A 22,871-nucleotide genomic window follows, 5' to 3' on the forward strand; every position below is an offset into this window, starting at 1 on the left:
TCTATTAAAAGGTACCCTTGTTTCACCAAACTTTAAACAGATTTTCGAAATTTCGTCGAAGTTTATTCACAGAACGGTAACAATGTTGGAAAGAATTGCTCGGAAGACAAAAAAATAACTCTCAAAATTATTCAACAATAATTTTGAGAGCGTTTTATGGTTTGATTATTTAGAAAAATAACGTTTTACCCGATTATTCCTACTGCCATTCACCTTCCATTAATTCATTCGTATCCATGAATCTTTCCTGCTAAACATAAATGAATTCCTTTATACCGATAAACTTTCAAGTATCCCCTGCCATCTATTATAAATAGCTGGCTCTTTTTAATGAGCAAGTCCCGGCTGCCTCCTTGAGCTTTGGAGAATAATAGCTGAGCTTTTTAATGAAATAACAGGTTTCTGGAAAATGATGCTCTAAAAAACGGAGAGTGGTTTTATTCAGCAGTTTTTTCTTATTGTATTTCATGACCATCCCAGAGATATACTGACTCATTTCCAATGTCGTTTGACCAACTTCATAGGCGAATTCCCTCTGTCTGGCGAAGCCAGGTTGCTTAAATCTGAGATATCCTTTCAGATGCCGGTTTTGAATGATATATGCTTGATATTGGTTAATATAAGCCTCCGCCTGCCTGCTCGCGTTAATTTCAATGGGATCGAGTACGTTTTGAAATAACACGGCGTGCCCCAGCTGATCTTCAAGCCATAAATCCATCAAATCCACCAAGGGAAGCGGCTCCGGCTCTTCCCCCTTCTTCAGATACTCTAAAATCCGCAAGTATTCCTGGTTTTCTGCAAGCGTGCCATTTAGGTAGGTAGGGGATAAATTAAGATTCACTTTATTATCGATCCTTAACGATTGCAGCATGCCTTCAAAATCAAAATAGCCTTTGGCCACTGGCCAAACTTTATTTGAAAACCGGACCATGGTTTCATCCCGATGGTCTGCTGTACGCGGCACACGGTTCAATTGGTCGATTAGCCCCCCAAATAGTTGTATATATTGCTGTGAAACATCCACATACTCTGCTTCAGCTGCAGATAAGTGGTCCCTGATGAAATAAGCATGGTCCTGTAATACTTCAAGCCAGAATAAGTGCTCCTCCCATGTCGTGATCATTTGATTAGCCACATCTTTACCTCCTTTTTATTATTTATATATTTAATCAGGAGTTAAAAAAGAAGGACTTCATATAGATTAAAGAATGCTCACAAAGATACATAAGTTTTTCATAAAAAAGGAAGAATATTTACCACTATGATGTAAAGGATGTCCTTCTATGAAGAATAGGAAACAAATGATTACGTTAATGACCTTGCTCCCCTGGCTGTCCCTTCCACTTCTGCGCAAAAAAACGTTAAAAAGATTTCTACCCGGCACACTATTTATGTGCGTATATTTAGTAGCAGAGGGCATATTAGCTACCCGGAGGAAATGGTGGTGGTTCCCTTTTTCCATAAAACCGAATGTATTGGCTGAACTGCCATTGATCCTGGGTCCCTTTTTTGTTGGATCATTTTGGATTTTCAAATACACCTACGGGAAGTTCATGTTCTATTTTCTAGTTAATTTGATTGTTGATTCTTTCTTCACCATCTTCATGTTGAATTGGTTCAAGAGAATCGGATATGTCACCCTGATCAGGTTTACAAGGATACAACTGTCCTTACTCTTTTTATTAAAATCGGTATTGATGTATGGATTTCAGTATTTTTATGAAAAAGTTTTTTCAATGAGGAGGAACAAGGAGGAACAAGCGGAAAGTTAATAGGTCACCCTGTGGTCCCCGCAGGAAAAAAACCTCTCATCGTAAGAGAACGATGAGAGGTTTTTTATGCCGTTGCTATTTTCGTATATTTTATTTCCACGCCATTGAAATGAATCTACACTCAGTTCTGTGTTCTTTCATCCATAAATTTTCCAGTAGTTTTCCCCACTGCCATGCTGGTCATGGAGGCCATAATGGCACTTCCGATAATATCAGATGGATAATGATGTCCCAGCCAAATGCGGGAAAAACCTGTCAACACAGATAAAATCCACATGATCGAACCAAGGAAACGATCATAAAGAATAATGGACGTAGAAACGGCACATGCAAGCAAGGTATGCTTACTTGGAAATGAAGAATCCGTTTTTGAGGGAATGAGTATGCCGACCCTCCGTTTGGCAAATGGACGCGGTTTAAAGTAGAATATATTAACCAAAGTGTGAAGAAACAAAGTAATCCCCGAAGATACCACGGCATTCCAAGACACCCTTCTATAATGTTCATTTCGAAACCACATGAGTATCAAAACAAGTATATACACATAACGAATCTTTTTTGATAAAAAGATCATCAGCACATCAACCGGGGCCGAGCGTCCAGAAAGCAGGTTGATTGCCCTGAATAGTTTATAGTCCATAAGTATACCTCCATTTATAGATACCAATAAAATTCCCTTTTAAATCGTGATGTATGTAATAACCCGTATATGAATTCATTTTTATTGATTTAAAACCAATTCATAAAGACAGCAATAGTCAATACTTGTTCACAGCATCATCCGTAAACACGGGATGTAAACCAAGCTGACTCCCTCGATTCCCGCCTGATTTTGTACTAATAAAAGGTTCAAATCATATTCTGATAATAAGAAAATAATAAGAAGGAGGGCAAAGTCAGTTGATAAACCTAAAAGTTGGTTTACAGCCCATCGTAAGTAAGATCAATTTACCCACTGTTTTGAAAACGGCTATACTCCCGGGTGACTCAAAGGAAAGACTATTCATCGCAACCCAGGTTGGGGAAATCTTTTACATAAGAAATGGAGTGATCAGGACCTTTATAGATATACGCTCGCGAATTCTAAAATTGGGTGTTTCCGGGCGTGGATATGATGAACGGGGATTACTGGGGCTGGCGTTTCATCCAGATTTTACTTATAACGGTCTCTTTTATCTTCATTATTCAGCCGCCGGAACAGAGGGATCAGGTGCTCTTTCTGATTCTTTTAAGCCTGACCCGTGTGATTCTGCAACATTAAACCTAAGGTGGAGAAACAGAGAAAAGCAATATGATCATATTGATACGATCGAAGAATGGATGTTACAGTCGAATGGAAAACACAGGAAACGTCGGACATTGCTTAATTTAAGAAGACCATTTTATAATCATAATGGGTTCAATAGTTTAAATTTCTCACCCGAAACAGGTAAACTTGTTTTAACAACCGGAGATGGCGGGTCTGGCTATGATCCATTTAACTTAAGCCAGGACGACCTAGAAATCGCTGGGAAAATAATTGAAATTGATGTAAGTAAGGATACACCCATCATTGACCCGCCCATTGTCACTCGTTTCAATGAACTTCCTACATCTATTCAGGAAACGCTAACTGTAATGGCCAAGGGGGTTCGCAATATACCAGGTATTTCCTTTCAAAGATATAATAATCAATATATTAAATATGCGGGAAATGTCGGACAGAATCTGGTCGAGTCTATTTTCTCATTTGTTCATTATCAACCAATACAGGTTACTCAGCTAGTTCAAGCGTCTTCCATGAACTTTAAATATGACAAAGAAGGTTTTATTAACTTTGGCTGGCGGGGCTGGGAAGGTGATTTTCCTGCTTCGATTATAGGAGCCTGCCCACAAAATCCTGACTTGGATGAGAAAACCATTGCTTTTTACAATGAAGCTGTAACACTTTCAGGGAACCGACTTCATCCATTAACTAGTTATTTTCATAAAGACACCAGACCCGATACGTTTGAAGGAACCGCACTTACAGGAGTCCAGCCTTATATGGGGAAACGAATCCCTGGGTTAACAGGAAGCGTTGTGTTCACCGATCTTGCCCGGAAAGGTTCCACCCCTCAGGTTAGAGGGGCTTTAGCTTACACCACTGTAAGGGGAAATGGTAAACCAAATGAGTTTAGTGTGATACAGACCGATTATGAGTTTGGGTCTCAATCCTCCTATTATGTTAATTTGGGGACGAATCTGAAGCAAACAAGATTATATTTAGGGGTTTATCGCTCTACGAATGTGACTGACCTTAACCAAGGCACTGTTTTTGAAATCATTCCATAATCCTAAATAATCATCCTCTTTAATCTTTTATAAAGGATTAAAGCCATTTCAACCCATAACCAACTATAAAGAAAAGCAAATAAAAATATAATTCCCGTTGTAAGAAATGAAAAGGAACCAGGGGATGCCGGCCCTAATACGGGGAAGCCAAGAATAAATAGCAGACTCATAATTCCTACCATTAAAAGAATGGCACCTGTAGCAACGATACTTATTCTCTCCCCAAAAAAGTGAAAAGCCCCCCCTATACCTATTCCTAATAATCCTGTTGTAAAAGGGTATACAATTAGTTCAGTTGGCTGCAGGATGAATAACAACATCATTGTTAGAAAATAGGACATCATCCCAAATGGAATGGAAAAAATGGAACACAACAGAATAGGTGCAGTGGCAAGCGGACTTATTAAATATCCTATACCTGGTAAAATGCCGCCAGCAGCCTGCAGGATGGCAGCAATACAGGAAAAAATAGACACTAAACTGAACTTCATTGTTTTTTTATGATTTTTGAATATTCGTTGAGATGAACGAACGTCATCAGAAACAGGTTTAAAATCATTCACCTTTCCACCCCACTCAAATTGGTATCAGTTACCCTACATACTATTTACCATTTATTAGAGGCGGAACTATTATGAATGATCTATCTATTTCCCATCTTAGCATCGGTTTGGGGTGGAAAATAAGCTGTTACGTAATAATAAGTTGATTTCCTTTGCAAAAAAAAAGCCAGGCCATATTGGCCCGCTTTATAGTTGACTATTATTTTACCAACCATTTCTTGATTTCCTCTTTATTGTTTTCAAATCCAATAAAATTCTTTACAAGCTTTTTCTTACCGAATAGTCCTCTCTTGTAAAAGGCAAAGGATGGGACCACCCTTGTGCCGGAAACTTCTCTAAGGTCTTTTTCAAACCTTTCCTCTTCGCCTACATTTTTATGAACATAGTCAATGTTATGTCCGCTCAAGTATTCTTTAGCAGCTTGACAATCAGAACAGGTCGGACGGGTATAAAGCTCTAATATAAGGTTGTTACTCATTTGTATCCTCTGCTCCTTTCTTATAGAACTAAACTCCTGATGGTTTGAAGCCTTTCAGGCGAAGGGCGTTCAGCAACACGGATACGGAGCTGAAGCTCATCGCTGCTCCTGCGATCATAGGATTTAGTAAGGGGCCTCCGAACAGATACAGGATTCCCATCGCAATTGGAATACCTAGGATATTATAACCAAACGCCCAGAAAAGGTTCTGTTTGATGTTCTTTATGGTCGCTTTACTTAGTTCGACGGCTGTCGGTACGTCCATGAGGTCACTTCTCATCAGAACGATGTCCGCTGACTCCATCGCCACATCTGTACCGGAGCCGATGGCAATCCCGATATCAGCTTGCGCAAGGGCGGGTGCATCGTTTATTCCGTCTCCGACCATCGCCACTTTCCTGCCCTCTTCCTGAAGCTTCTTGACTTCATTGGCTTTGTCTTCAGGCAGTACTTCACTCAGCACGCGGTCAATTCCGACTTCTCTCGCAATGGCTTCCGCGGTCCGCTTATTGTCTCCCGTGATCATTGCCACTTGGAGACCCATTCTGTGAAGCTTTTCAATCGCTCTAACGCTTGTTTCTTTCACCGTATCGGCCACTGCAATGATGCCTGCGATTTCCTCTTCGATGGCGATGTACATCGGTGTTTTACCCTCGGCAGCGAGCCGGTCCGATACTTCTGCCAATTCACCGACTTCGACTCCATTTTCATCCATCAGCTTGCGGTTTCCGAGCAACAGATCGTCTCCGTCTACCGTCACTTCGATTCCCTGGCCCGTAATGGCATCAAAAAAGTCAGTCTTGCGGAGGGAAAGTCCTCTTTCCTCTGCCTCCCGGACAATCGCTTCTCCAAGAGGATGCTCAGATCCTTTTTCAGCTGAAGCAGCAAGAATGAGGAGTTCTTCTTCTGAAATGGATTCTGACGTGACGATATCCGTCACCACCGGCTTTCCTTCTGTGATGGTGCCGGTTTTATCGAATACGATGGTTTGGATTTTATGTGTCGTTTCAAGGGCTCCGCCGCTTTTAATCAACACGCCATTTTCCGCACCTTTTCCTGTACCGACCATAATCGCCGTTGGTGTCGCGAGTCCCAGCGCACAAGGACAGGCGATGACGAGAATCGAAATCGCGATCGTAAAGGCGAAAAGGCCTGATTCCCCTGCTATATACCAGGCGAGACCGGAAAGAATGGCAAGAACGATGACGATAGGAACAAAATAACCAGAAATGATATCCGCCATTTTGGCGATCGGGGCTTTTGAACCCTGAGCCTCTTCGACCAGCTTGATGATTTGCGATAATGCCGTATCCTTCCCGACTTTGGTTGCCTCGTATCGGATGGTGCCATTTTTATTAATGCTTGCACCGATGACGCTCGAGCCACTCGTTTTCTCAACAGGGATACTCTCCCCTGTCAGCATCGCTTCATCGACAGAGGTCTTTCCTTCAATCACCACTCCATCGACTGGGATTTTTTCACCAGGCTTTACGATGATGATGTCTCCGACTGCCACTTCTTCCACCGAAATCTCGACTTCTTCTCCATCTCTTACGACAGTCGCTGTTTTAGGGGCGAGCCCCATCAGCTTCTTGATGGCTTCAGATGTTTTCCCCTTCGAAAGAGCCTCAAAATATTTCCCCAGTGTAATGAGGGTGAGGATGACGGCTGCCGATTCGAAATAGAGGTTACCCGCATACCCTTCACTGCCTGCTATGATCATGATGGTAGCGAATAAGCTGTAAAAGAAGGCCGCCCCGGTCCCCAATGCAACCAGTGAATCCATGTTGGGATGTCGTTTGACAAGTGTCTTAAACCCTACGCTAAAGAAAGGTCTCCCCATCATCATGACGGGAACGGTGAGAACCAGTTGAAGTAAGGCAAATCCAGACGGGTTCATCATCGGATCGATGGCCTCGGGTAGAGGCATCCCGAACATATGCCCCATGGAAACCAGCAGCAGGGGCACTGTGAAGACGGCTGAAACCCAGAAGCGTTTCCACATCGTCTTGATGTGCTGCTCTTTCTTATCCCTGTCTTCGTCCACTGTATCTTCTGCGTCAGCGTCCTCATGCGCTTCGTACCCGGCATCTGAGACCGCTTCCTTGATATCGGACACGGTGACGACGGAAGGATCATACTCTATGACCATTTTCTCTGTCGCCATATTGACATTCGATTCTTTGACTCCATCAAGCTTTCTTGTGGCCTTTTCCACGGATTGCACACAGGATGCACAGGTCATGCCTGTCACACTGAATGTCTTCTTTTCCATATCGGTGACCGCTTTATAGCCTGCGTCATCCACGGCTTTCTTAATGTCTTCAAGTGAGAGTTCGTTTTCATCATAGGTAATATTCAGTTTCTCCGTTGCAAGGTTTACGCTTGCTTGTTGAACACCAGGTAATTTCTTTGTTGCTTTCTCAACGGCCTGGGAACATGAGGCACAGGTCATCCCTTCGATGCTTACTGTTTTGTCCGTCATTGTGCCAACCACCTTTTATTATTTACTTGGTTGTGTTGCATATCCCGCATCGGAAACGGCTTTACTCAAGCTCTCAGGAGATTGCTTCGATTCATCATACTTCACCTTTGCGGCTCCATTTTCGAGATCCACTTTTGCTTTTTCCACTCCATCCAGACCATTCAGGACCGTTTCTACCTTTTTCACACAATTTCCACATGTCATTCCAGATACGTTCAATAAAGTTTTTTCCATTGTTAAAACACTCCTCGATTTTTTTAATGATGGCATTTCATACCGGGATCTTTCTTGCATGTACACTGTCCGGGTACGCAATTGCATGCGATCTCATCAACAGCATCCTTTTTCTTCGTTTGTAGAACTTGTTGGAGCAAGGCAATGTCATCATGACTCAGCGTTGCTTCTTCAATCAAATCGGCAATCGTTTTGCCGACTGCCCTGCTGCATATATGAGTGAATAATCCTGACTTCAGTGTTTTAAGGCTTTCCTCCTCACTGACACCTGCCCTGTAGATGAACCGGTTGCCGATTTTCTCGGTTGTCAGCATTCCTTTTTTGACCAGACGCCCAATAAAGGTTTTCGTCGTTGCCGGCTTCCACTCTTTCTTTTCCCGCAGAACGGCGCTTATTTCCTTACTGGTCACTTCCTTGAGCGTCCAGACGACTCTCATGACTTCCCATTCAGAATCCGTGATTTCCGGTTTTTCTTCTTCGGGCAATGATATCCCCCCTATTCGTTTACATTTGTAATCGATTTACATTTATAGTTTACAACTGTAATCGTTTTTGGTCAACTGATTTGTTTTGTTTTTTTAAAAATGGGCGGTTATTTGACGACTAGATAACATTTTTATTCTGTACCACTTGTTAAATTCTATAAACGTATTTACCTGTTGACCGTAATAAAAAAGAGATGAACCCAAGGCCATCTCTTTTTTATTATGTAACTGGTGATAATTCGCTTTCTGTGACTCCTCCTGTGGGTGGAGTGAGGTCCACCCTGTAGACGTCCATTTCTTCTGCTGAATGAATCTATAGAGAACATAGGGATAAGTGTGATATTTTCGTGACATATACAAAAACTAAATCCTGTCTTGATTCTGCCCCGTCAAATCAGTCATTATGCACACATTTTTCATATTTTCCCGTTACACTGGTAATGAAAATCATACATTTCTGGCGACCAATTCTTCGACTCCCACATCAGAAATCTGAGGGATAAATAGAAAAGGCCGCATTCCCGATCGAACACCATTTGAAAACCATATGGGGAATCGGGGATCAGTGGAAAATTTAATGAAGAAAGCAGGAGAAACAATGAAACAGATCAAAACATTTTTTCTAGTATCTTTATTAGGCATCATGGTATCTGGCTGCTCTGCATCAGATGAGGAATATTCCTACGTCAAATCGGAAGATACGACCATCGACCACATCCACGGAATCGGATATCCAAATAATAAAGGAGAATTGGTGATTGCTACTCATGATGGGCTAATGAAATACAAAGATTCCACCTGGTACGAAACCAATAGCAATAAACACGATTATATGGGTTTCCAGCCGTATAAAGACGGGTTTTATTCCAGCGGGCACCCGGAAGAAGGGTCAAAACTAAAAAACCCCCTGGGTTTGGTCAAAAGTACAGATGGCGGCAAGTCATTGGACAAGTTGGCATTCTACGGCGAAACCGACTTTCATTATCTCGGTGCAGGTTACCAGTCCAGGGCCATTTATGCGATTAACCAAGAGCCCAATTCGGAGATGGATACAGGGCTTTACCGCTCCATGAATGAGGGGGGAAATTGGGAAAAGGCCGATATGAATGGGTTTGACTCTACTTCAATCGGAAATATTGCGGTTCACCCTTCAAAGAAAGAGATGCTGGCCATCTCCAGTAAGGATGGGGTATTTGTATCACAAGATGGCGGAGACTCCTTTACAAAGGTGGAGAACACTCAAACGACAACCAGCATCTACTTAACTGAAAAGGCAGGGCTTTTCTCCAGTATTGTAGAAGGAAAGATACAATTATATAAGCTGGATCTTGACTCAAACAAAATTCAACCCTCCCCTACTCCAGAACTATCTCAAGACAATCCGATCATGTATATCTCATCTAACCCTGAACGCTCTGATGAGTGGACGGTCGTGACCTATAACAATGATATCTACCAAACGACTAATAATGGGGAGACATGGGATGAAGTTGTGGATGAAGGAAAGGTTACAAAGTAGGATATTTCAAAGGGCGTGGAGACCATTCGAATGGTTTCCACTCCTTTTTATTTATGCGATTCTCTTACACTCTTCTGCATAATTGAAGCATCCATCAGCATATTTCTGGCAGTGAGGAGCGAAAGATGGCTCCATCTTTTTTAGTAGTTATTCACACAGCCTGACATACTTTCCTTCGTCGTTTGAGGATGGCAATGAGATTCTGGATCTTCTTCCGGCTCTACTTTCACCACAATCCACTTGTCACGATGAAATTGTACGGTTAGTACGACGGCTCGAAAAGCAATATCCAGGCCTATGGCTATCCAGACACCAAGCAGCCCCCACTCCAACTGCACACCTAACACATAAACAAGTAACGTTCGGATAGCCCACATACCGATTCCAGTTAAGTACATCGGAAATTTCGTATTATTCGCTCCTTGAAATGCACCTGTTAAAATAAGGACAACCGCTAGAAATGGCTGAAACACTCCTGAGACCTTCAATGCTGTTCCGATGTTCTCAATCACTGCTTTGTCTTCTGTAAATAAACTGCCAGCCGATCCGCCTAAGCTAAATAGTAATATCCCGAAGACCGTCATACTTCCTATCGCTAAATACATACACAATTTTGCATATGTTTTCGCATCATCAAATCTTCCGGCTCCCACCTGTTGACCAACCAGAATCGTTGCTGCTGTGGCAAATCCAAACCCGATCATGTAAGAAAAGACTTCGATATTACCTGCAATCTGATGGGCTGCGAATACATTTGTCCCAAGAGCGACAACAAATCCAAAGTAAACAATTTGACCTGCCCTCATGATCAATCGCTCTCCTGCTGCGGGAGTCCCTAGGATGAACAGTTCTTTTAGATGAACAGAATCTACTTTCCAATACTCTTTTTTGAACGTTAATGAAGTATTTTTTTGAATAAAACCGAATAGGATAAAGGTTCCCAGAACACGGGCAAGGACAGTCGCACTTGCTGCTCCGATTATCCCCATTTCAGGTATAAACCAAAACCCAAAGATTAACACATAATCCAGTACCGCATTCACTATGTTGATGACAATACTCGTTTTCATCGGTGACTTTGTGTCTCCCGCCCCCCTGAGAATGGCACTCAAAACGAACATAAGCGCCATAAATACAGATGGGATCGCAACGATCCTAAAATATGTCACCCCCGCATCCAGTACATTATTATCAATCCCCATTAATTTAAGCAATGGCTCTGCAAAGAAGATGGTAATGATTCCTGTGATTAGACCAATTACTATCGTAACAATGATCGATTGTTGAGCAATATGTCGGGCTTTCTCTATTTTTTGGGCACCTATAAAGTTAGCAATATATACATTAGCAGCTACGCCAAGTGCCATGAATAGTGCAAAATAGATGGCAAGTATAGCGTTTGTTACCCCTACAGCCGAAACTTGTATTAATCCCAACTTAGATACAAAGTACGTATCTACAAAACCTAAAATAGTCTGAAAAAAGTTCTCCACGACTGCGGGCAGTGCGAGTAGAAGAATCAGCTTTACCTTTTTTCCAGTAGTATCTGCTTCATTAACATTTTCCCCTTTAATATGTGTTGTCAGTGTCCGTCCCTCCCAGCATCTTTCTATACGACATCTATATCTTTCCCGAAAAATATGAAGAAATTATGCAAACAAAAAGACGCTCATATTTAATGATGAGCGCCCTCTTGAAGATTCAATATTTTAGTTTGGTTTGTCCCCTATAGACATTCCCATGCCTAAGTCCATCGGGTAACGGTTTTAAACGGAAAGTACAGTCCAGATCATTTAAAACAAAAGGTAACTTTTGAGGAAGAGTTTTTCAAATTAATATTTAAAGATAATTCCTTCTCACTAATAATGAACTAAAAAAACCATGTTTATGCTAATAAGCAAAAACATGGTTACACTTACACTTGTATTACAAAGAGGATACATACAGGGATCCTCTTATGATTTTATAAAATAAAAACCACCAAATATGTATTTGGTGGAGACGGTGGGAATCGAACCCACGTCCAGAAACATCGCCACTTAAGCGTCTACGAGCGTAGTCGATATATTCGCAAGTTCACTGCAGCTTCTGCCTATCGACGGGCGTCCGTGCAGCTAGTCTGATTAGTCTCTTCCTTTGTCCTCAGACGGTGGACTCCGGCGTAGCCTACTAAGAGTGAGTCCCTTACCCTACCACATAGGCGATGGAGGGAGGAACAGCTAAAGCGCTATTACGCAGCTAAAGCTAAGTTATTGTTAGTTTTGCCAGTTATTATTGGCTTTGACGTTTTATCGTGGACGATCCCCACGGCTCGCAACCTAAGCTCGAACTATCCCTGTCGAATCCGTAACGTCCCCATGATAGAAAGGGAAGAACGGGAAAGAATAAGTTCAGCGTGTAAGTCACTTATTCAATTGTTCTTACAGCCACAAGATTACCTCGCGACATCTACTAGTATAACAAATCCTGAGATAATTGCAAATGCCAGATTCCGGAAATCTGTATAGTTACATTCCTTTTTGGCGCTGAGCCAGTTCTCTTTGGATAGAGCGGTTGGCTTCTTTTCGTTTTAAATCTTCACGTTTATCATACTTCTTCTTACCACGGGCAAGGCCGATCAGAAGCTTAGCTACACCATTTTTGATGTATAGCTTTAATGGAACGATACTATATCCTGCTTCCTTCGAATCACCGATTAATTTATTGATTTGCTTTTTATGCAGCAGCAGCTTACGTGTTCTGAGAGGTTCGTGATTAAATCGATTTCCCTGTTCATAAGGACTGATATGCATATTGTGAACGAAAATCTCTCCATTTTGAACACGGGCAAAGGAATCCTTCAAATTCACGCGGCCGCCCCGGATCGCTTTAATTTCGGTCCCTTGCAGTACTAGACCCGCCTCATATGTTTCTTCTACGGCATAGTCATGACGGGCTTTCTTATTTTGGGCAATGAGCTTGCCTTCTCCCTTTGGCATTGGAATCCCCTCTTTTTCTTTCTAGCGTTTACTGTTTATTATCTCATAACTCCAGGAAAAATTGTACCGAAACACTTGGAAAAGAAGAGGAGCAAAGGATATCCCATGCTCCTGAACCTTTATTTCTTCTTTTTACGTTTGCTTCGAGGCGCGTTTTCAAAATGTTTCTTATTCGTCTTTTTCTTCTTGTTGTTTTTCGGTGGACGCGTTGACCACTCTCCGTCTTTTTTACGGTTTGAGGATCGATTCGATTTAGAGCGGTCTGAAGATTTCCCTTTGTCTGTTCTGAATGAGCGGACACGGTCTTCGCGCTCCTTACGATTGTTCTTCATGCCTACGATTTCAAAGTCGATGGAACGCTCATCCTTATTGACGCTCACGACACGAACAGTGATCTCATCTCCAATTCGGAATACGTTTGCCGTTCTTTCACCGATCATGGCGAGATGACGTTCATCAAACCGGTAGTAGTCATCGGTCATATAACTCACATGAACAAGACCTTCAATCGTGTTAGGTAATTCGACAAACAGTCCGAAGTTCGTAACGGAACTGATGATACCGTCGTATTCCTCTCCCACTTTGTCTTCCATGTATTCTGCTTTTTTCAGTTCATCGGTTTCACGCTCTGCATCCACTGCACGACGCTCACGACTTGATGTGTGCTCAGCGATGTGGCCCATTTGAGCGCCCCATTTTTCACGGGTTGCCTGATCAAGTTTTCCTTCGATCAAATAGGTTCTGATCAAACGGTGGACAATCAAGTCAGGATAACGACGGATCGGTGATGTGAAATGAGTGTAGAACTCTGTCGCCAGTCCGAAGTGGCCCAGACTTTCAGGGTCATATTTCGCCTGCTGCATGGAACGAAGCATCATCGTTGATACAACCATTTCCTCAGGTTCACCCTGTACGTCTTCGACAATCTCCTGAAGGGCACGAGGATGGATGGAATTGGCTGTTCCTTTTACGATTAAACCGAAATTGGTAATGAACTCGAAAAAACGCTGAAGCTTATCTTCTTTGGGATCTTCATGGATACGATAGATGAAGGGCACTTCCATCCAGTGGAAATGTTCGGCAACCGTTTCATTTGCCACCAGCATGAACTCTTCGATCAGCTTTTCTGCGACCGAACGTTCACGAAGCACCACATCCGTCGGTTCTCCTTCTTCATTGACAAGCACTTTCGCTTCTTTAAAATCGAAGTCGATGGCTCCACGCTTCATGCGTTTCGTACGAAGAACCTGTGCCAAATCTTCCATTTCCTCGAACATCGGTACCAAAGGCTCGTATTTTTTACGAAGTTCTTCATCTTTATCGACAAGGATTTTGTTTACATCTGAATACGTCATTCGTTCTGTCGTTTTTATGACGCTTTGGAAGATTTCGTGTTTCACGACATCGCCATCAGGTGAAATTTCCATATCACAGGATAAAGTTAATCGATCGACCTTGGGATTAAGTGAGCAGATACCATTCGATAATCGGTGAGGGATCATTGGGATGACCCGGTCTACCAAGTATACAGACGTACCTCTATCAAAAGCTTCCTGATCAATCGGAGAGCTTTCTTTTACATAGTACGTTACGTCCGCAATATGTACCCCAAGCTTATAGTTTCCATTATCAAGCTTTGTTACCGTTACGGCATCATCAAGATCCTTGGCATCAGCACCATCGATGGTGACGATTGTCTGATCCCGCAGGTCTTTTCGGTTGGGAATTTCTGATTCGTCTATTTCACTTGGCACATTATTCGCCTGATCCATGACTTCTTCAGGAAACTCAACGTCAATTCCATGTTTATGGATGATCGAAAGAATATCGACTCCCGGATCATTTTTGTGACCCAGGATTTCAATGACTTCACCCTCTGCACTCTTGCGCCCTTCAGGATAGGAAGTTAATTTTACGACTACTTTATGTCCTTCCGTTGCACCCATTTGAGCAGATTTCGGGATAAAGATATCACTCGCAAACTTCTTATCATCCGGAATGACGAATCCGAAATGTTTACTTTCCGTAAACGTACCAACCATTTGGTCGACACCGCGCTCTACGATTCTCACGACGGTTCCTTCTCTGCGGGAACCTGAAGAAGAAGTAGACACTCTTACTAACACAATATCACCATGCATGGCGTTATTCGTTTCATTAGGAGGGATGAAGATATCGTCCATACCTGATTCTTCCGGTATCACAAACGCAAATCCTTTTGCATGAGCGGATACTTTCCCTCTTACCAGATTCATTTTGTCGGGCAGGCCATAGCGGTTGCTTCTAGTGCGAACGACCAACCCTTTCTCTTCCATTACGACAAGAGCTTTTACGAAATCCTTGAAGTTCGTGGACCCTTCTATTCCGAATGCTTCTTCAAGCTCCTGTACCGTCAATGGCTTGTATGCTTCTTCCTTCATGTAGGAAAGGAGCCTATCCACATGCTCTTTAATATTTTCGTCCATGACAATCCCTCCTGATCATCGAATTCATCAAACCGTCCAGTCCAATTTCTCTAAGAAACCGTAGACGTCTTCATGAAGCTGTTCTTTTTCTTTATCCAATGTAATGACATGACCGGACTCTTCGTACCACTTGATATCTTTCTCATCCGACTCCACGTTGTCATAGATGATATTCGCAGAATCTGTATTGATCATATGGTCATGCCTTGCCTGTACTACAAACGTCGGTGAATAGATCATATCCACGTTTTCACGCACATCTGCAATCAACTCCTGCAGGGCCTTCAATGTATTCATCGGCGTTTTCTTGAACTCTTCTATTTCTTTTTCAATTTGTTCTTCCGGTTTTCCTTCAAATTTCTTAAATTCACGGGCGTATTCCACTACCCCTTTATACATCACGTCTTCACTTTTTATATACATTGGCGCACACATAGGGACAATACCCTTTACAGGTACAGTGTAACCTAATTTAAGAGAAAATACCCCTCCGAGGGAAAGGCCCGCGACGGCAATCTCTTCGTACCCTTTGCTCTTTAAATGTTCGTATCCGTCCATGACGTCCTTCCACCAATCTTCTGGACCCGTGTGGACCAGTTCTTCAGGGGGAACACCATGTCCTTTATAGTGAGGGGCGTGGGAAGAATATCCTTTCTTTTCTAAATAACGTCCAAGCATTCGTACATCGGCGGAATTTCCGGTGAATCCGTGAAGCAATAGTACGGCACGGGGACCTGCTTCAAAAGTGAATGGTTTTGGTAATGCGGTTTTCATGACTATTAACTCCTTTTATCTCATTTTAAACAAACGTTTGATTAGTTGTTAAAAACCTTGGTTTCAAGGTCCTCAGCATGTTAAACGGTTGTTTAAATGATTTCTTTATGTAATCAGATTTTAGTGGTTTTTTTATTAAACAAACGTTTGATTAGTAGCTGGAAAGCTTGATTTCACAGGCTTCGTTCAGTTAAACGATCGTTTAAACCACTCTTCTTCTCTATTTTTAGCAAACATTGGTCAGACAATCCAATATTTCGCTTGAAAACTAAGTTTCTTTTCATGCATAGAGGGATAACTCAGCTATACCACTTGCATGATAAATAAAAAAACCTGACCTTAATGATCAGGTTTTTGTACGTATTAGATAGCTACGATGGCAATGGTTAGTACGAAGAATAGTACCGATAATACGATCGTGATTCTGTGTAGTACTAAGTCGATACCACGAGCTTTTTGTTTTCCGAAAAGTTGTTCTGCACCACCAGAGATGGCCCCTGAAAGTCCAGCACTTTTACCTGACTGAAGTAATACAATGGCAATAAGTGCGATTGATACGATAATAAGTAAAGTGACGAGTATTGTGTGCATGAGTCCCACCTCCTGATACGAACATAACATTACTACTAGTTTACCATAGGGATTATGCAGTGGACAAGGTAATATTGTTTGAATTGTGGAAAGAGTTGGTTAGGGATCAATTTAAAAAGCAGCCCTGTCGTATGACAAGACTGCTTTTAAATCACTTATTAGCGATTAACGTTATAGAATGTTTTCGCTCCAAGATATTGAGCTGTGTGAGCCAATTGATCTTCGATGCGAAGAAGTTGGTTGTATTTCGCTACGCGGTCTGTACGTGATGGAGCACCCGTTTTGATTTGACCAGCGTTTGTTGCTACTGCGATGTCAGCAATTGTGCTGTCTTCTGTTTCACCAGAACGGTGAGAGATGACTGCTGTGTAACCAGCGCGCTTCGCCATTTCGATTGCATCGAATGTTTCAGTCAGTGTACCGATTTGGTTCACTTTGATCAGGATTGAGTTACCGATACCCTGCTCGATACCTTGAGAAAGCTTAGTCGTGTTTGTAACGAATAAGTCATCCCCAACTAGTTGAACTTTCTTACCGATACGCTCAGTCAGAAGTTTGAAACCATCCCAGTCGTTTTCGTCAAGACCGTCTTCGATTGAAACGATTGGATATTTGTTACACATTTCTTCATACCAATCAACCATTTCTGCAGATGAACGAACAACGCCTTCTCCAGAAAGATGGTATTTACCGTCTTCTTTGTTGTAGATTTCAGATGCTGCAACGTCCATAGCAAGAAGAACTTCTTCTCCTGGCTTGTAACCAGCTTTTTCGATTGCTTCAATAATTGTAGAAAGTGCTTCTTCGTTTGACTTAAGGTTTGGAGCGAATCCACCTTCGTCACCTACTGCAGTGTTGTAGCCTTTACCTTTAAGAACTGATTTCAGGCTGTGGAAGATTTCAGTACCCATGCGCAGGCCTTCTTTAAATGTAGAAGCTCCTACAGGCATGATCATGAATTCCTGGATGTCTACGTTGTTGTCAGCGTGCTCTCCACCGTTAACGATGTTCATCATTGGCACTGGAAGCTGCTTCGCGTTGAATCCACCAAGGTATTGATATAATTCCACTCCGAAGAAGTCAGCAGCTGCACGAGCTACAGCCATGGATACACCAAGGATAGCATTCGCACCCAGTTTACCTTTGTTTTCTGTACCGTCAAGAGCGATCATTGCCTGGTCGATTGCTACTTGCTCAGTGATGTCATAACCGATCAGTTCTTCAGCGATTTCGTTGTTTACGTTATCGACTGCTTTTTGTACCCCTTTACCAAGGTAGCGGCCTTTTTCACCGTCACGAAGTTCAACTGCTTCGTATTCACCTGTTGAAGCTCCAGATGGAACTAGTGCGCGTCCGAAAGCACCTGATTGTGTGTAAACTTCTACTTCGATTGTTGGGTTACCGCGTGAATCCAATACTTCACGAGCGTATACGTCTGTAATAAATGGCATATAAAATCTCTCCTTATTTTTTAATTAATGATTTTCCAGTCATTTCAGCTGGTTGATTGACATTTAACAAATCTAGCATGGTTGGAGCAAGGTCTCCCAGTATTCCTCCGTCACGAAGTTCGATTCCTTCTTTCGTAACGATGACAGGGACCGGGTTCGTTGTGTGTGCCGTCATAGGGTTGCCCTCTTCGGTCAGAACTTCATCTGCATTCCCGTGGTCCGCTGTGATGATGGCCGTTCCACCTTTTTCAGTGATGAGGTCAATGATTTTCCCTAGACACTCATCCACTGTTTCCACGGCTTTGATCGTTGGCTCAAGCATTCCTGAGTGTCCAACCATATCCGGGTTTGCGAAGTTCAGGATAATTGCATCCTGACGGTCTTCACGAATTTCTTCAAGTAAAGCATCCGTTACTTCATAGGCACTCATTTCAGGCTTTAAGTCATACGTTGCCACTTTAGGAGAATCGATGAGAATTCGTTTTTCTCCCGGGAATTCATCTTCACGGCCACCGCTCATAAAGAAGGTGACATGAGGATACTTCTCCGTCTCGGCGATACGCAATTGTTTCAGTCCGTTTTGAGAAAGAACTTCCCCTAAAGTATTATCAAGATTTGTCGGTTTGAATGCAACAAATCCATCAACTGTTTCACTGAATCGTGTTAAGCAGACAAAGTGAAGGTTCTTCGGATGCTTTTCTCCACGCTCAAATGAACGGAAGTCTGCATTCGCAAATGTATTTGAGATTTGGATGGCACGGTCCGGACGGAAGTTGTAAAAGATGACAGCATCCTCGTCTTTGATTGTTGCTACCGGCTCTCCGTTTTCTTTTGTCATAACAGATGGAATGACGAATTCATCGTAGATTCCATTTTCGTAAGAATCGTTCACAAGTTCCATCGGATCATGATAGCTTGGGCCTTCACCGTACACCATGGCACGGTAAGATTTTTCTACACGTTCCCAGCGCTTGTCACGGTCCATGGAATAGTAACGACCAGAAATCGTCGCAAATTGACCCACGCCGATTTCTTTCATTTTGGCTTCAGCATCCTGGATGTATCCTTTCGCTGTTTGCGGCCCAACGTCACGTCCATCAAGGAAAGCATGAACATATACATTTTTAATGCCTTCTTTTGCTGCTAAACCAAGAAGAGCATAAAGATGTTCAATGTGACTATGGACCCCTCCATCAGAAAGAAGTCCAAAGATATGAAGATTCGTTCCTTTTGCTTTCGCATGGTTGATCGCATCCAGGAAAGTGGCATTGGTTTCAAATTCACCTTCACGAATCGCTAAATTCACACGTGTTAAGCTTTGGTACACGATACGTCCGGCACCAATATTTAAGTGACCCACTTCGGAGTTCCCCATTTGTCCTTCAGGTAGTCCTACCGCTTCGCCACTTGCAGTTAATTGATTATGAGGGTACTGATTCCACAAACGATCAAAGTTCGGCTTGTTCGCTTGGGCAACAGCGTTTCCTTCTTTTGTATTACGGCAAGCAAAACCATCTAAGATGATTAACGCTACTGGTGACTTACTCATGTGTGCTTGCCCCTTCTAAAAGCTGCAAGAAGCTTTGTGGTTCAAGGCTTGCTCCACCCACAAGGGCTCCATCGATATCCGATTGGGCCATGTATTCTTTGATGTTGCCAGGTTTTACGCTACCGCCGTATTGAATTCTCACTGCGTCTGCTGCTTCTTGAGAAAATTCTCCTGAAACCACTTGACGGATATGAGCACATACTTCGTTCGCATCTTCCGCTGTAGATGATTTACCTGTTCCGATTGCCCAAATTGGTTCATAAGCAATGACAGTATGTTTCACTTGATCTGCCGATAGGCCGGCAAGTGCTTTTTTCACTTGGTTACCAACAAGTTCTTTTGTTTCATTATTTTCACGTTGCTCTAATGTTTCACCTACACAAACGATCGGCGTTAATCCATGTTTGAAAGCAGCAAGTGTCTTCTGATTCACAGACTCGTCTGTTTCATTGAACATTTCACGACGCTCAGAGTGTCCAAGGATGACATATTGTACGCCTAAGTCAGTAAGGGCTACAGGACTCACTTCTCCCGTGAACGCTCCGTTTTCTTCAAAGTGCATGTTTTGAGCACCAATTGCCACTTTTGAATCCTTTGTTAAATGGACCAGGCTTTCTAAAAATAGGGCTGGTGAACAAATGACAGAATCAACCACTTCTTGATCAGGTACAAGTCCTTTTACTTCTTCAGTAAAGGATTTAGCTTCTCCAAGCGTTTTGTTCATTTTCCAGTTACCTGCAATAATCGGTTTACGCATTGTACTCATCCTTTCTGTTCTTTTAAATCGTTTCAGCAAAATTGTTGGTCTTTGATGAAGCGATTATTTATCGTTAAGAGCCACTACTCCAGGAAGTTCTTTTCCTTCCATGAATTCGAGTGATGCTCCACCACCTGTAGAAATATGACTCATCTTGTCAGCATAACCGAATTTCTCAACGGCTGCTGCCGAGTCACCGCCACCGATAACAGAATATGTATCTGTTGCATCGGCTAACGCCTCCGCTACGGCTTTCGTTCCGTTTGCAAATGTTTCTAATTCGAATACACCCATCGGTCCGTTCCAGATAACAAGCTTAGAGCTTTTGATCGTATCCTGGAATAACGCTCTAGTCTTAGGTCCGATATCAAGTGCTTCCCAATCAGAAGGAATCGAGTCGATATCCACTTCCTTCGTATTTGCATCATTTGAGAAGTCATCAGCAACGACTACATCAACAGGCATAAGGAATTTAACACCTTTATCTTCTGCTTTTTTCATGAATTGCTTGGCTAAGTCAATTTTATCTTCTTCAAGAAGGGATTTTCCTACCTCATGGCCTTGGGCTTTCACGAATGTGTAAGCAAGTCCTCCACCAATGATCAGGTTGTCCACTTTGTCTAATAGGTTGTCAATGACACCGATTTTGTCTTTTACTTTTGCTCCACCGACGATGGCTGTGAATGGGCGTTCAGGGTTGGACAGGGCCTTTCCTAATACATCCAGCTCTTTCTCCATCAGAAGGCCTGCTACAGCCGGAAGGTGCTTTGCCACTCCTTCAGTTGAAGCATGCGCACGGTGGGCAGCACCGAATGCATCGTTCACATAAAGGTCTGCAAGGGCTGCGAATTCTTTCGCAAGCTCAGGATCATTCTTCGTTTCTCCAGGGTAGAAGCGAACGTTTTCCAGTACAAGAACGTCACCTTCAGACATGTCGCCGATCTTTGATTGAACAGCTTCACCATACGCTTCATCTGCTTTGGCTACGTTTTTCCCAAGAAGTTCGGAAAGTCGTTCAGCCACAGGTGTTAAACGCAGCTCTTCCACCACTTCACCTTTCGGACGGCCTAAGTGACTAGCCAGAATGACCTTCGCTCCGCCATCTACTAAGTACTTGATTGTAGGGAGAGCAGCTTGAATACGGGTTTCATCTGTGATCTTGCCTTCTGACATCGGGACGTTGAAGTCCACACGGCAAAATACGCGTTTCCCTCTTACATCGACATCTTTAATCGACTTTTTGTTCATCGTAAAAGGCCTCCTTTAGTTTTCAGTTTCTACATCTTTTTCAAAAAAATAGAAATAGCAATAAGAAAAGGGAGAGGGGAATCTTCCCCGCTCCCCTTCATCACATCTTCATTATAGATGGTGGGACAAAATTTATCCATCAATCACCATGCTAATGATGTCAATTTACAAAACTTTATGGATTAAAGTCCTTTTGAAGCGATATAACCAGCTAGGTCTACTACACGGTTAGAGTATCCGCTCTCGTTATCGTACCAAGAGATCACTTTTACCATGTTGTCTTCTAGAACCATTGTAGAAAGTGCATCGATTGTAGAAGAAGCCGGGCTACCGTTGTAGTCAGTTGATACTAAAGGCTCTTCGCTGTAAGCAAGGATTCCTTTAAGATCGCCTTCAGCAGCTTCTTTAAGAGCTGCATTCACATCTTCAGCCGTTACGTTCTTATCAAGTTCAGCAACCAAGTCTACTAGAGAAACGTTTGGAGTTGGAACACGAACCGCTCCACCGTTCAGTTTCCCTTTAAGCTCAGGAAGAACTAGAGATACAGCCTTCGCAGCACCAGTAGTTGTTGGAATCATGTTCTCAGCAGCTGCACGTGCACGACGGTAATCTTTATGTGGTAAGTCTAAGATTTGTTGGTCGTTTGTGTAAGAGTGGATTGTTGTCATCATTCCACGCTTGATTCCGAATTTATCGTTAAGAACTTTCGCGAATGGCGCTAAGCAGTTCGTTGTACAAGATGCGTTAGAGATAACATCGTGGCTAGCCGCGTCGTATTTATCTTCGTTAACACCCATAACCACTGTGATATCTTCATCAGATGCAGGAGCAGAGATGATGACTTTCTTCGCACCAGCTTCGATGTGTTTCGCAGCGTCAGCACGCTTTGTGAAACGTCCAGTAGATTCAACAACGATATCTACACCAAGATCTCCCCAACCAAGTTGAGCAGGATCGCGCTCAGCGAGTACCTTTACTTTTTTACCGCCGACTACAAGGTAGTCACCGTCAACAGTTACTTTCTCTTGAAGAGTTCCGTGAACTGTATCATATTGTAAAAGGTGAGCAAGCATGTTTGCATCAGTTAAGTCATTAACTGCCACTACCTCTACGTCGTTATTTTTAAGTGCAGCACGGAATACATTACGTCCGATACGTCCAAATCCGTTAATACCAATTTTTGTTGCCATGAATAATTTCCTCCTTTAG

The 22,871-nt window shown here is 42.7% G+C and carries 20 protein-coding genes, 1 other RNA gene and 1 pseudogene; 4 read left to right on the forward strand and 18 right to left on the reverse strand.

Annotation, left to right across the window (positions count from 1 at the left end; genetic code table 11):
- Positions 1–307 precede the first annotated feature (307 nt).
- Positions 308–1,135, reverse strand: a complete 828-nt coding sequence (locus tag TV75_RS08270) for a DUF2935 domain-containing protein (protein WP_253275495.1) — start codon at positions 1,133–1,135, stop codon at positions 308–310.
- 148 nt (positions 1,136–1,283) lie between these two features.
- Between TV75_RS08270 and TV75_RS08275 the strand changes: the two genes are divergently transcribed.
- The gene (locus TV75_RS08275) at positions 1,284–1,772 is read left to right on the forward strand and encodes a hypothetical protein (RefSeq protein WP_044338259.1); all 489 of its coding nucleotides are present in this window, start codon (positions 1,284–1,286) and stop codon (positions 1,770–1,772) included.
- 121 nt (positions 1,773–1,893) lie between these two features.
- Here the strand turns inward: TV75_RS08275 and TV75_RS08280 are convergent, their stop codons facing one another.
- Entirely contained in the window at positions 1,894–2,412 is a 519-nt protein-coding gene (locus TV75_RS08280; RefSeq protein WP_044338260.1) for an undecaprenyl-diphosphatase, read from the reverse strand.
- 260 nt (positions 2,413–2,672) lie between these two features.
- On the opposite strand from TV75_RS08280, the gene TV75_RS08285 reads away from it, so the two are divergent.
- The gene (locus TV75_RS08285) at positions 2,673–4,085 is read left to right on the forward strand and encodes a PQQ-dependent sugar dehydrogenase (protein ID WP_044338261.1); all 1,413 of its coding nucleotides are present in this window, start codon (positions 2,673–2,675) and stop codon (positions 4,083–4,085) included.
- Between the two features lie 2 nt (positions 4,086–4,087).
- Here the strand turns inward: TV75_RS08285 and TV75_RS08290 are convergent, their stop codons facing one another.
- The 5 genes from TV75_RS08290 to TV75_RS08310 form a co-directional block, all read right to left on the reverse strand.
- The gene (locus tag TV75_RS08290) at positions 4,088–4,648 is read right to left on the reverse strand and encodes a hypothetical protein (protein ID WP_044338262.1); all 561 of its coding nucleotides are present in this window, start codon (positions 4,646–4,648) and stop codon (positions 4,088–4,090) included.
- Positions 4,649–4,847: 199 nt separating this feature from the next.
- On the reverse strand, positions 4,848–5,126 hold the full coding sequence (locus TV75_RS08295) for a glutaredoxin family protein (protein WP_044338263.1): 279 nt from the start codon (positions 5,124–5,126) through the stop codon (positions 4,848–4,850).
- 28 nt (positions 5,127–5,154) lie between these two features.
- Entirely contained in the window at positions 5,155–7,611 is a 2,457-nt protein-coding gene (locus tag TV75_RS08300; protein WP_044338264.1) for a heavy metal translocating P-type ATPase, read from the reverse strand.
- An 18-nt stretch (positions 7,612–7,629) separates the two neighbouring features.
- On the reverse strand, positions 7,630–7,845 hold the full coding sequence (locus TV75_RS08305) for a heavy-metal-associated domain-containing protein (protein ID WP_044338265.1): 216 nt from the start codon (positions 7,843–7,845) through the stop codon (positions 7,630–7,632).
- 23 nt (positions 7,846–7,868) lie between these two features.
- Positions 7,869–8,330 (reverse strand): CopY/TcrY family copper transport repressor, encoded by a 462-nt coding sequence (locus TV75_RS08310; RefSeq protein WP_156142356.1) that lies wholly within the window; start codon positions 8,328–8,330, stop codon positions 7,869–7,871.
- Positions 8,331–8,792: 462 nt separating this feature from the next.
- Between TV75_RS08310 and TV75_RS22305 the strand changes: the two are divergent.
- Positions 8,793–8,908 (forward strand): annotated as a pseudogene (locus TV75_RS22305) (response regulator transcription factor); the annotation flags it as partial.
- Between the two features lie 20 nt (positions 8,909–8,928).
- Positions 8,929–9,849 carry a F510_1955 family glycosylhydrolase gene (locus TV75_RS08315; protein WP_044338497.1) on the forward strand — a complete coding sequence of 307 codons (921 nt, stop codon included), beginning with the start codon at positions 8,929–8,931 and terminating at the stop codon, positions 9,847–9,849.
- Positions 9,850–9,989: 140 nt separating this feature from the next.
- Here the strand turns inward: TV75_RS08315 and TV75_RS08320 are convergent, their stop codons facing one another.
- The 11 genes from TV75_RS08320 to gap form a co-directional block, all read right to left on the reverse strand.
- Positions 9,990–11,489 carry an MATE family efflux transporter gene (locus tag TV75_RS08320; RefSeq protein ID WP_437176707.1) on the reverse strand — a complete coding sequence of 500 codons (1,500 nt, stop codon included), beginning with the start codon at positions 11,487–11,489 and terminating at the stop codon, positions 9,990–9,992.
- A gap of 353 nt (positions 11,490–11,842) precedes the next feature.
- Positions 11,843–12,206: a transfer-messenger RNA gene (ssrA, locus tag TV75_RS21455) on the reverse strand.
- A 150-nt stretch (positions 12,207–12,356) separates the two neighbouring features.
- Positions 12,357–12,827: an SsrA-binding protein SmpB gene (gene smpB, locus TV75_RS08325; RefSeq protein ID WP_044338267.1), complete on the reverse strand. Its 471-nt coding sequence runs from the start codon at positions 12,825–12,827 to the stop codon at positions 12,357–12,359.
- A gap of 119 nt (positions 12,828–12,946) precedes the next feature.
- Complete coding sequence (rnr, locus tag TV75_RS08330; protein ID WP_044338268.1) at positions 12,947–15,292, reverse strand: ribonuclease R; 2,346 nt, start codon at positions 15,290–15,292, stop codon at positions 12,947–12,949.
- Positions 15,293–15,319: 27 nt separating this feature from the next.
- Entirely contained in the window at positions 15,320–16,066 is a 747-nt protein-coding gene (locus TV75_RS08335; RefSeq protein WP_044338269.1) for an alpha/beta hydrolase, read from the reverse strand.
- 363 nt (positions 16,067–16,429) lie between these two features.
- Positions 16,430–16,657: a preprotein translocase subunit SecG gene (gene secG, locus TV75_RS08340; protein WP_044338270.1), complete on the reverse strand. Its 228-nt coding sequence runs from the start codon at positions 16,655–16,657 to the stop codon at positions 16,430–16,432.
- 158 nt (positions 16,658–16,815) lie between these two features.
- Positions 16,816–18,108 (reverse strand): phosphopyruvate hydratase, encoded by a 1,293-nt coding sequence (eno, locus tag TV75_RS08345; protein ID WP_044338271.1) that lies wholly within the window; start codon positions 18,106–18,108, stop codon positions 16,816–16,818.
- A gap of 13 nt (positions 18,109–18,121) precedes the next feature.
- A complete protein-coding gene (gpmI, locus tag TV75_RS08350; protein WP_044338272.1) occupies positions 18,122–19,657 on the reverse strand; it encodes a 2,3-bisphosphoglycerate-independent phosphoglycerate mutase in 1,536 nt (511 codons plus the stop codon).
- Positions 19,650–20,414, reverse strand: a complete 765-nt coding sequence (tpiA, locus tag TV75_RS08355; protein ID WP_044338273.1) for a triose-phosphate isomerase — start codon at positions 20,412–20,414, stop codon at positions 19,650–19,652. Before tpiA ends, gpmI begins: the two co-directional genes overlap by 8 nt.
- Positions 20,415–20,477: 63 nt before the next feature.
- Positions 20,478–21,662 (reverse strand): phosphoglycerate kinase, encoded by a 1,185-nt coding sequence (locus tag TV75_RS08360; RefSeq protein ID WP_044338274.1) that lies wholly within the window; start codon positions 21,660–21,662, stop codon positions 20,478–20,480.
- 182 nt (positions 21,663–21,844) lie between these two features.
- Entirely contained in the window at positions 21,845–22,852 is a 1,008-nt protein-coding gene (gene gap / locus TV75_RS08365; protein WP_044338275.1) for a type I glyceraldehyde-3-phosphate dehydrogenase, read from the reverse strand.
- Positions 22,853–22,871: the final 19 nt, after the last annotated feature.

Origin of the sequence: Rossellomorea aquimaris (assembly GCF_000935355.1) — a bacterium.
Lineage (GTDB): Bacteria > Bacillota > Bacilli > Bacillales > Bacillaceae_B > Rossellomorea > Rossellomorea aquimaris_B.

What these genes read in the sequence shown, in the direction of transcription:
- eno (WP_044338271.1), bottom strand. Translation starts at nt 18,108, where the DNA reads ATGCCATTTATTACAGACGTATACGCTCGTGAAGTATTGGATTCACGC.
- tpiA (WP_044338273.1), bottom strand. Translation starts at nt 20,414, where the DNA reads ATGCGTAAACCGATTATTGCAGGTAACTGGAAAATGAACAAAACGCTT.
- TV75_RS08295 (WP_044338263.1), bottom strand. Translation starts at nt 5,126, where the DNA reads ATGAGTAACAACCTTATATTAGAGCTTTATACCCGTCCGACCTGTTCT.
- rnr (WP_044338268.1), bottom strand. Translation starts at nt 15,292, where the DNA reads ATGGACGAAAATATTAAAGAGCATGTGGATAGGCTCCTTTCCTACATG.
- TV75_RS08360 (WP_044338274.1), bottom strand. Translation starts at nt 21,662, where the DNA reads ATGAACAAAAAGTCGATTAAAGATGTCGATGTAAGAGGGAAACGCGTA.
- gpmI (WP_044338272.1), bottom strand. Translation starts at nt 19,657, where the DNA reads ATGAGTAAGTCACCAGTAGCGTTAATCATCTTAGATGGTTTTGCTTGC.
- TV75_RS08305 (WP_044338265.1), bottom strand. Translation starts at nt 7,845, where the DNA reads ATGGAAAAAACTTTATTGAACGTATCTGGAATGACATGTGGAAATTGT.
- smpB (WP_044338267.1), bottom strand. Translation starts at nt 12,827, where the DNA reads ATGCCAAAGGGAGAAGGCAAGCTCATTGCCCAAAATAAGAAAGCCCGT.
- TV75_RS08300 (WP_044338264.1), bottom strand. Translation starts at nt 7,611, where the DNA reads ATGACGGACAAAACAGTAAGCATCGAAGGGATGACCTGTGCCTCATGT.
- TV75_RS08335 (WP_044338269.1), bottom strand. Translation starts at nt 16,066, where the DNA reads ATGAAAACCGCATTACCAAAACCATTCACTTTTGAAGCAGGTCCCCGT.
- gap (WP_044338275.1), bottom strand. Translation starts at nt 22,852, where the DNA reads ATGGCAACAAAAATTGGTATTAACGGATTTGGACGTATCGGACGTAAT.
- TV75_RS08280 (WP_044338260.1), bottom strand. Translation starts at nt 2,412, where the DNA reads ATGGACTATAAACTATTCAGGGCAATCAACCTGCTTTCTGGACGCTCG.
- secG (WP_044338270.1), bottom strand. Translation starts at nt 16,657, where the DNA reads ATGCACACAATACTCGTCACTTTACTTATTATCGTATCAATCGCACTT.
- TV75_RS08275 (WP_044338259.1), top strand. Translation starts at nt 1,284, where the DNA reads ATGAAGAATAGGAAACAAATGATTACGTTAATGACCTTGCTCCCCTGG.
- TV75_RS08315 (WP_044338497.1), top strand. Translation starts at nt 8,929, where the DNA reads ATGAAACAGATCAAAACATTTTTTCTAGTATCTTTATTAGGCATCATG.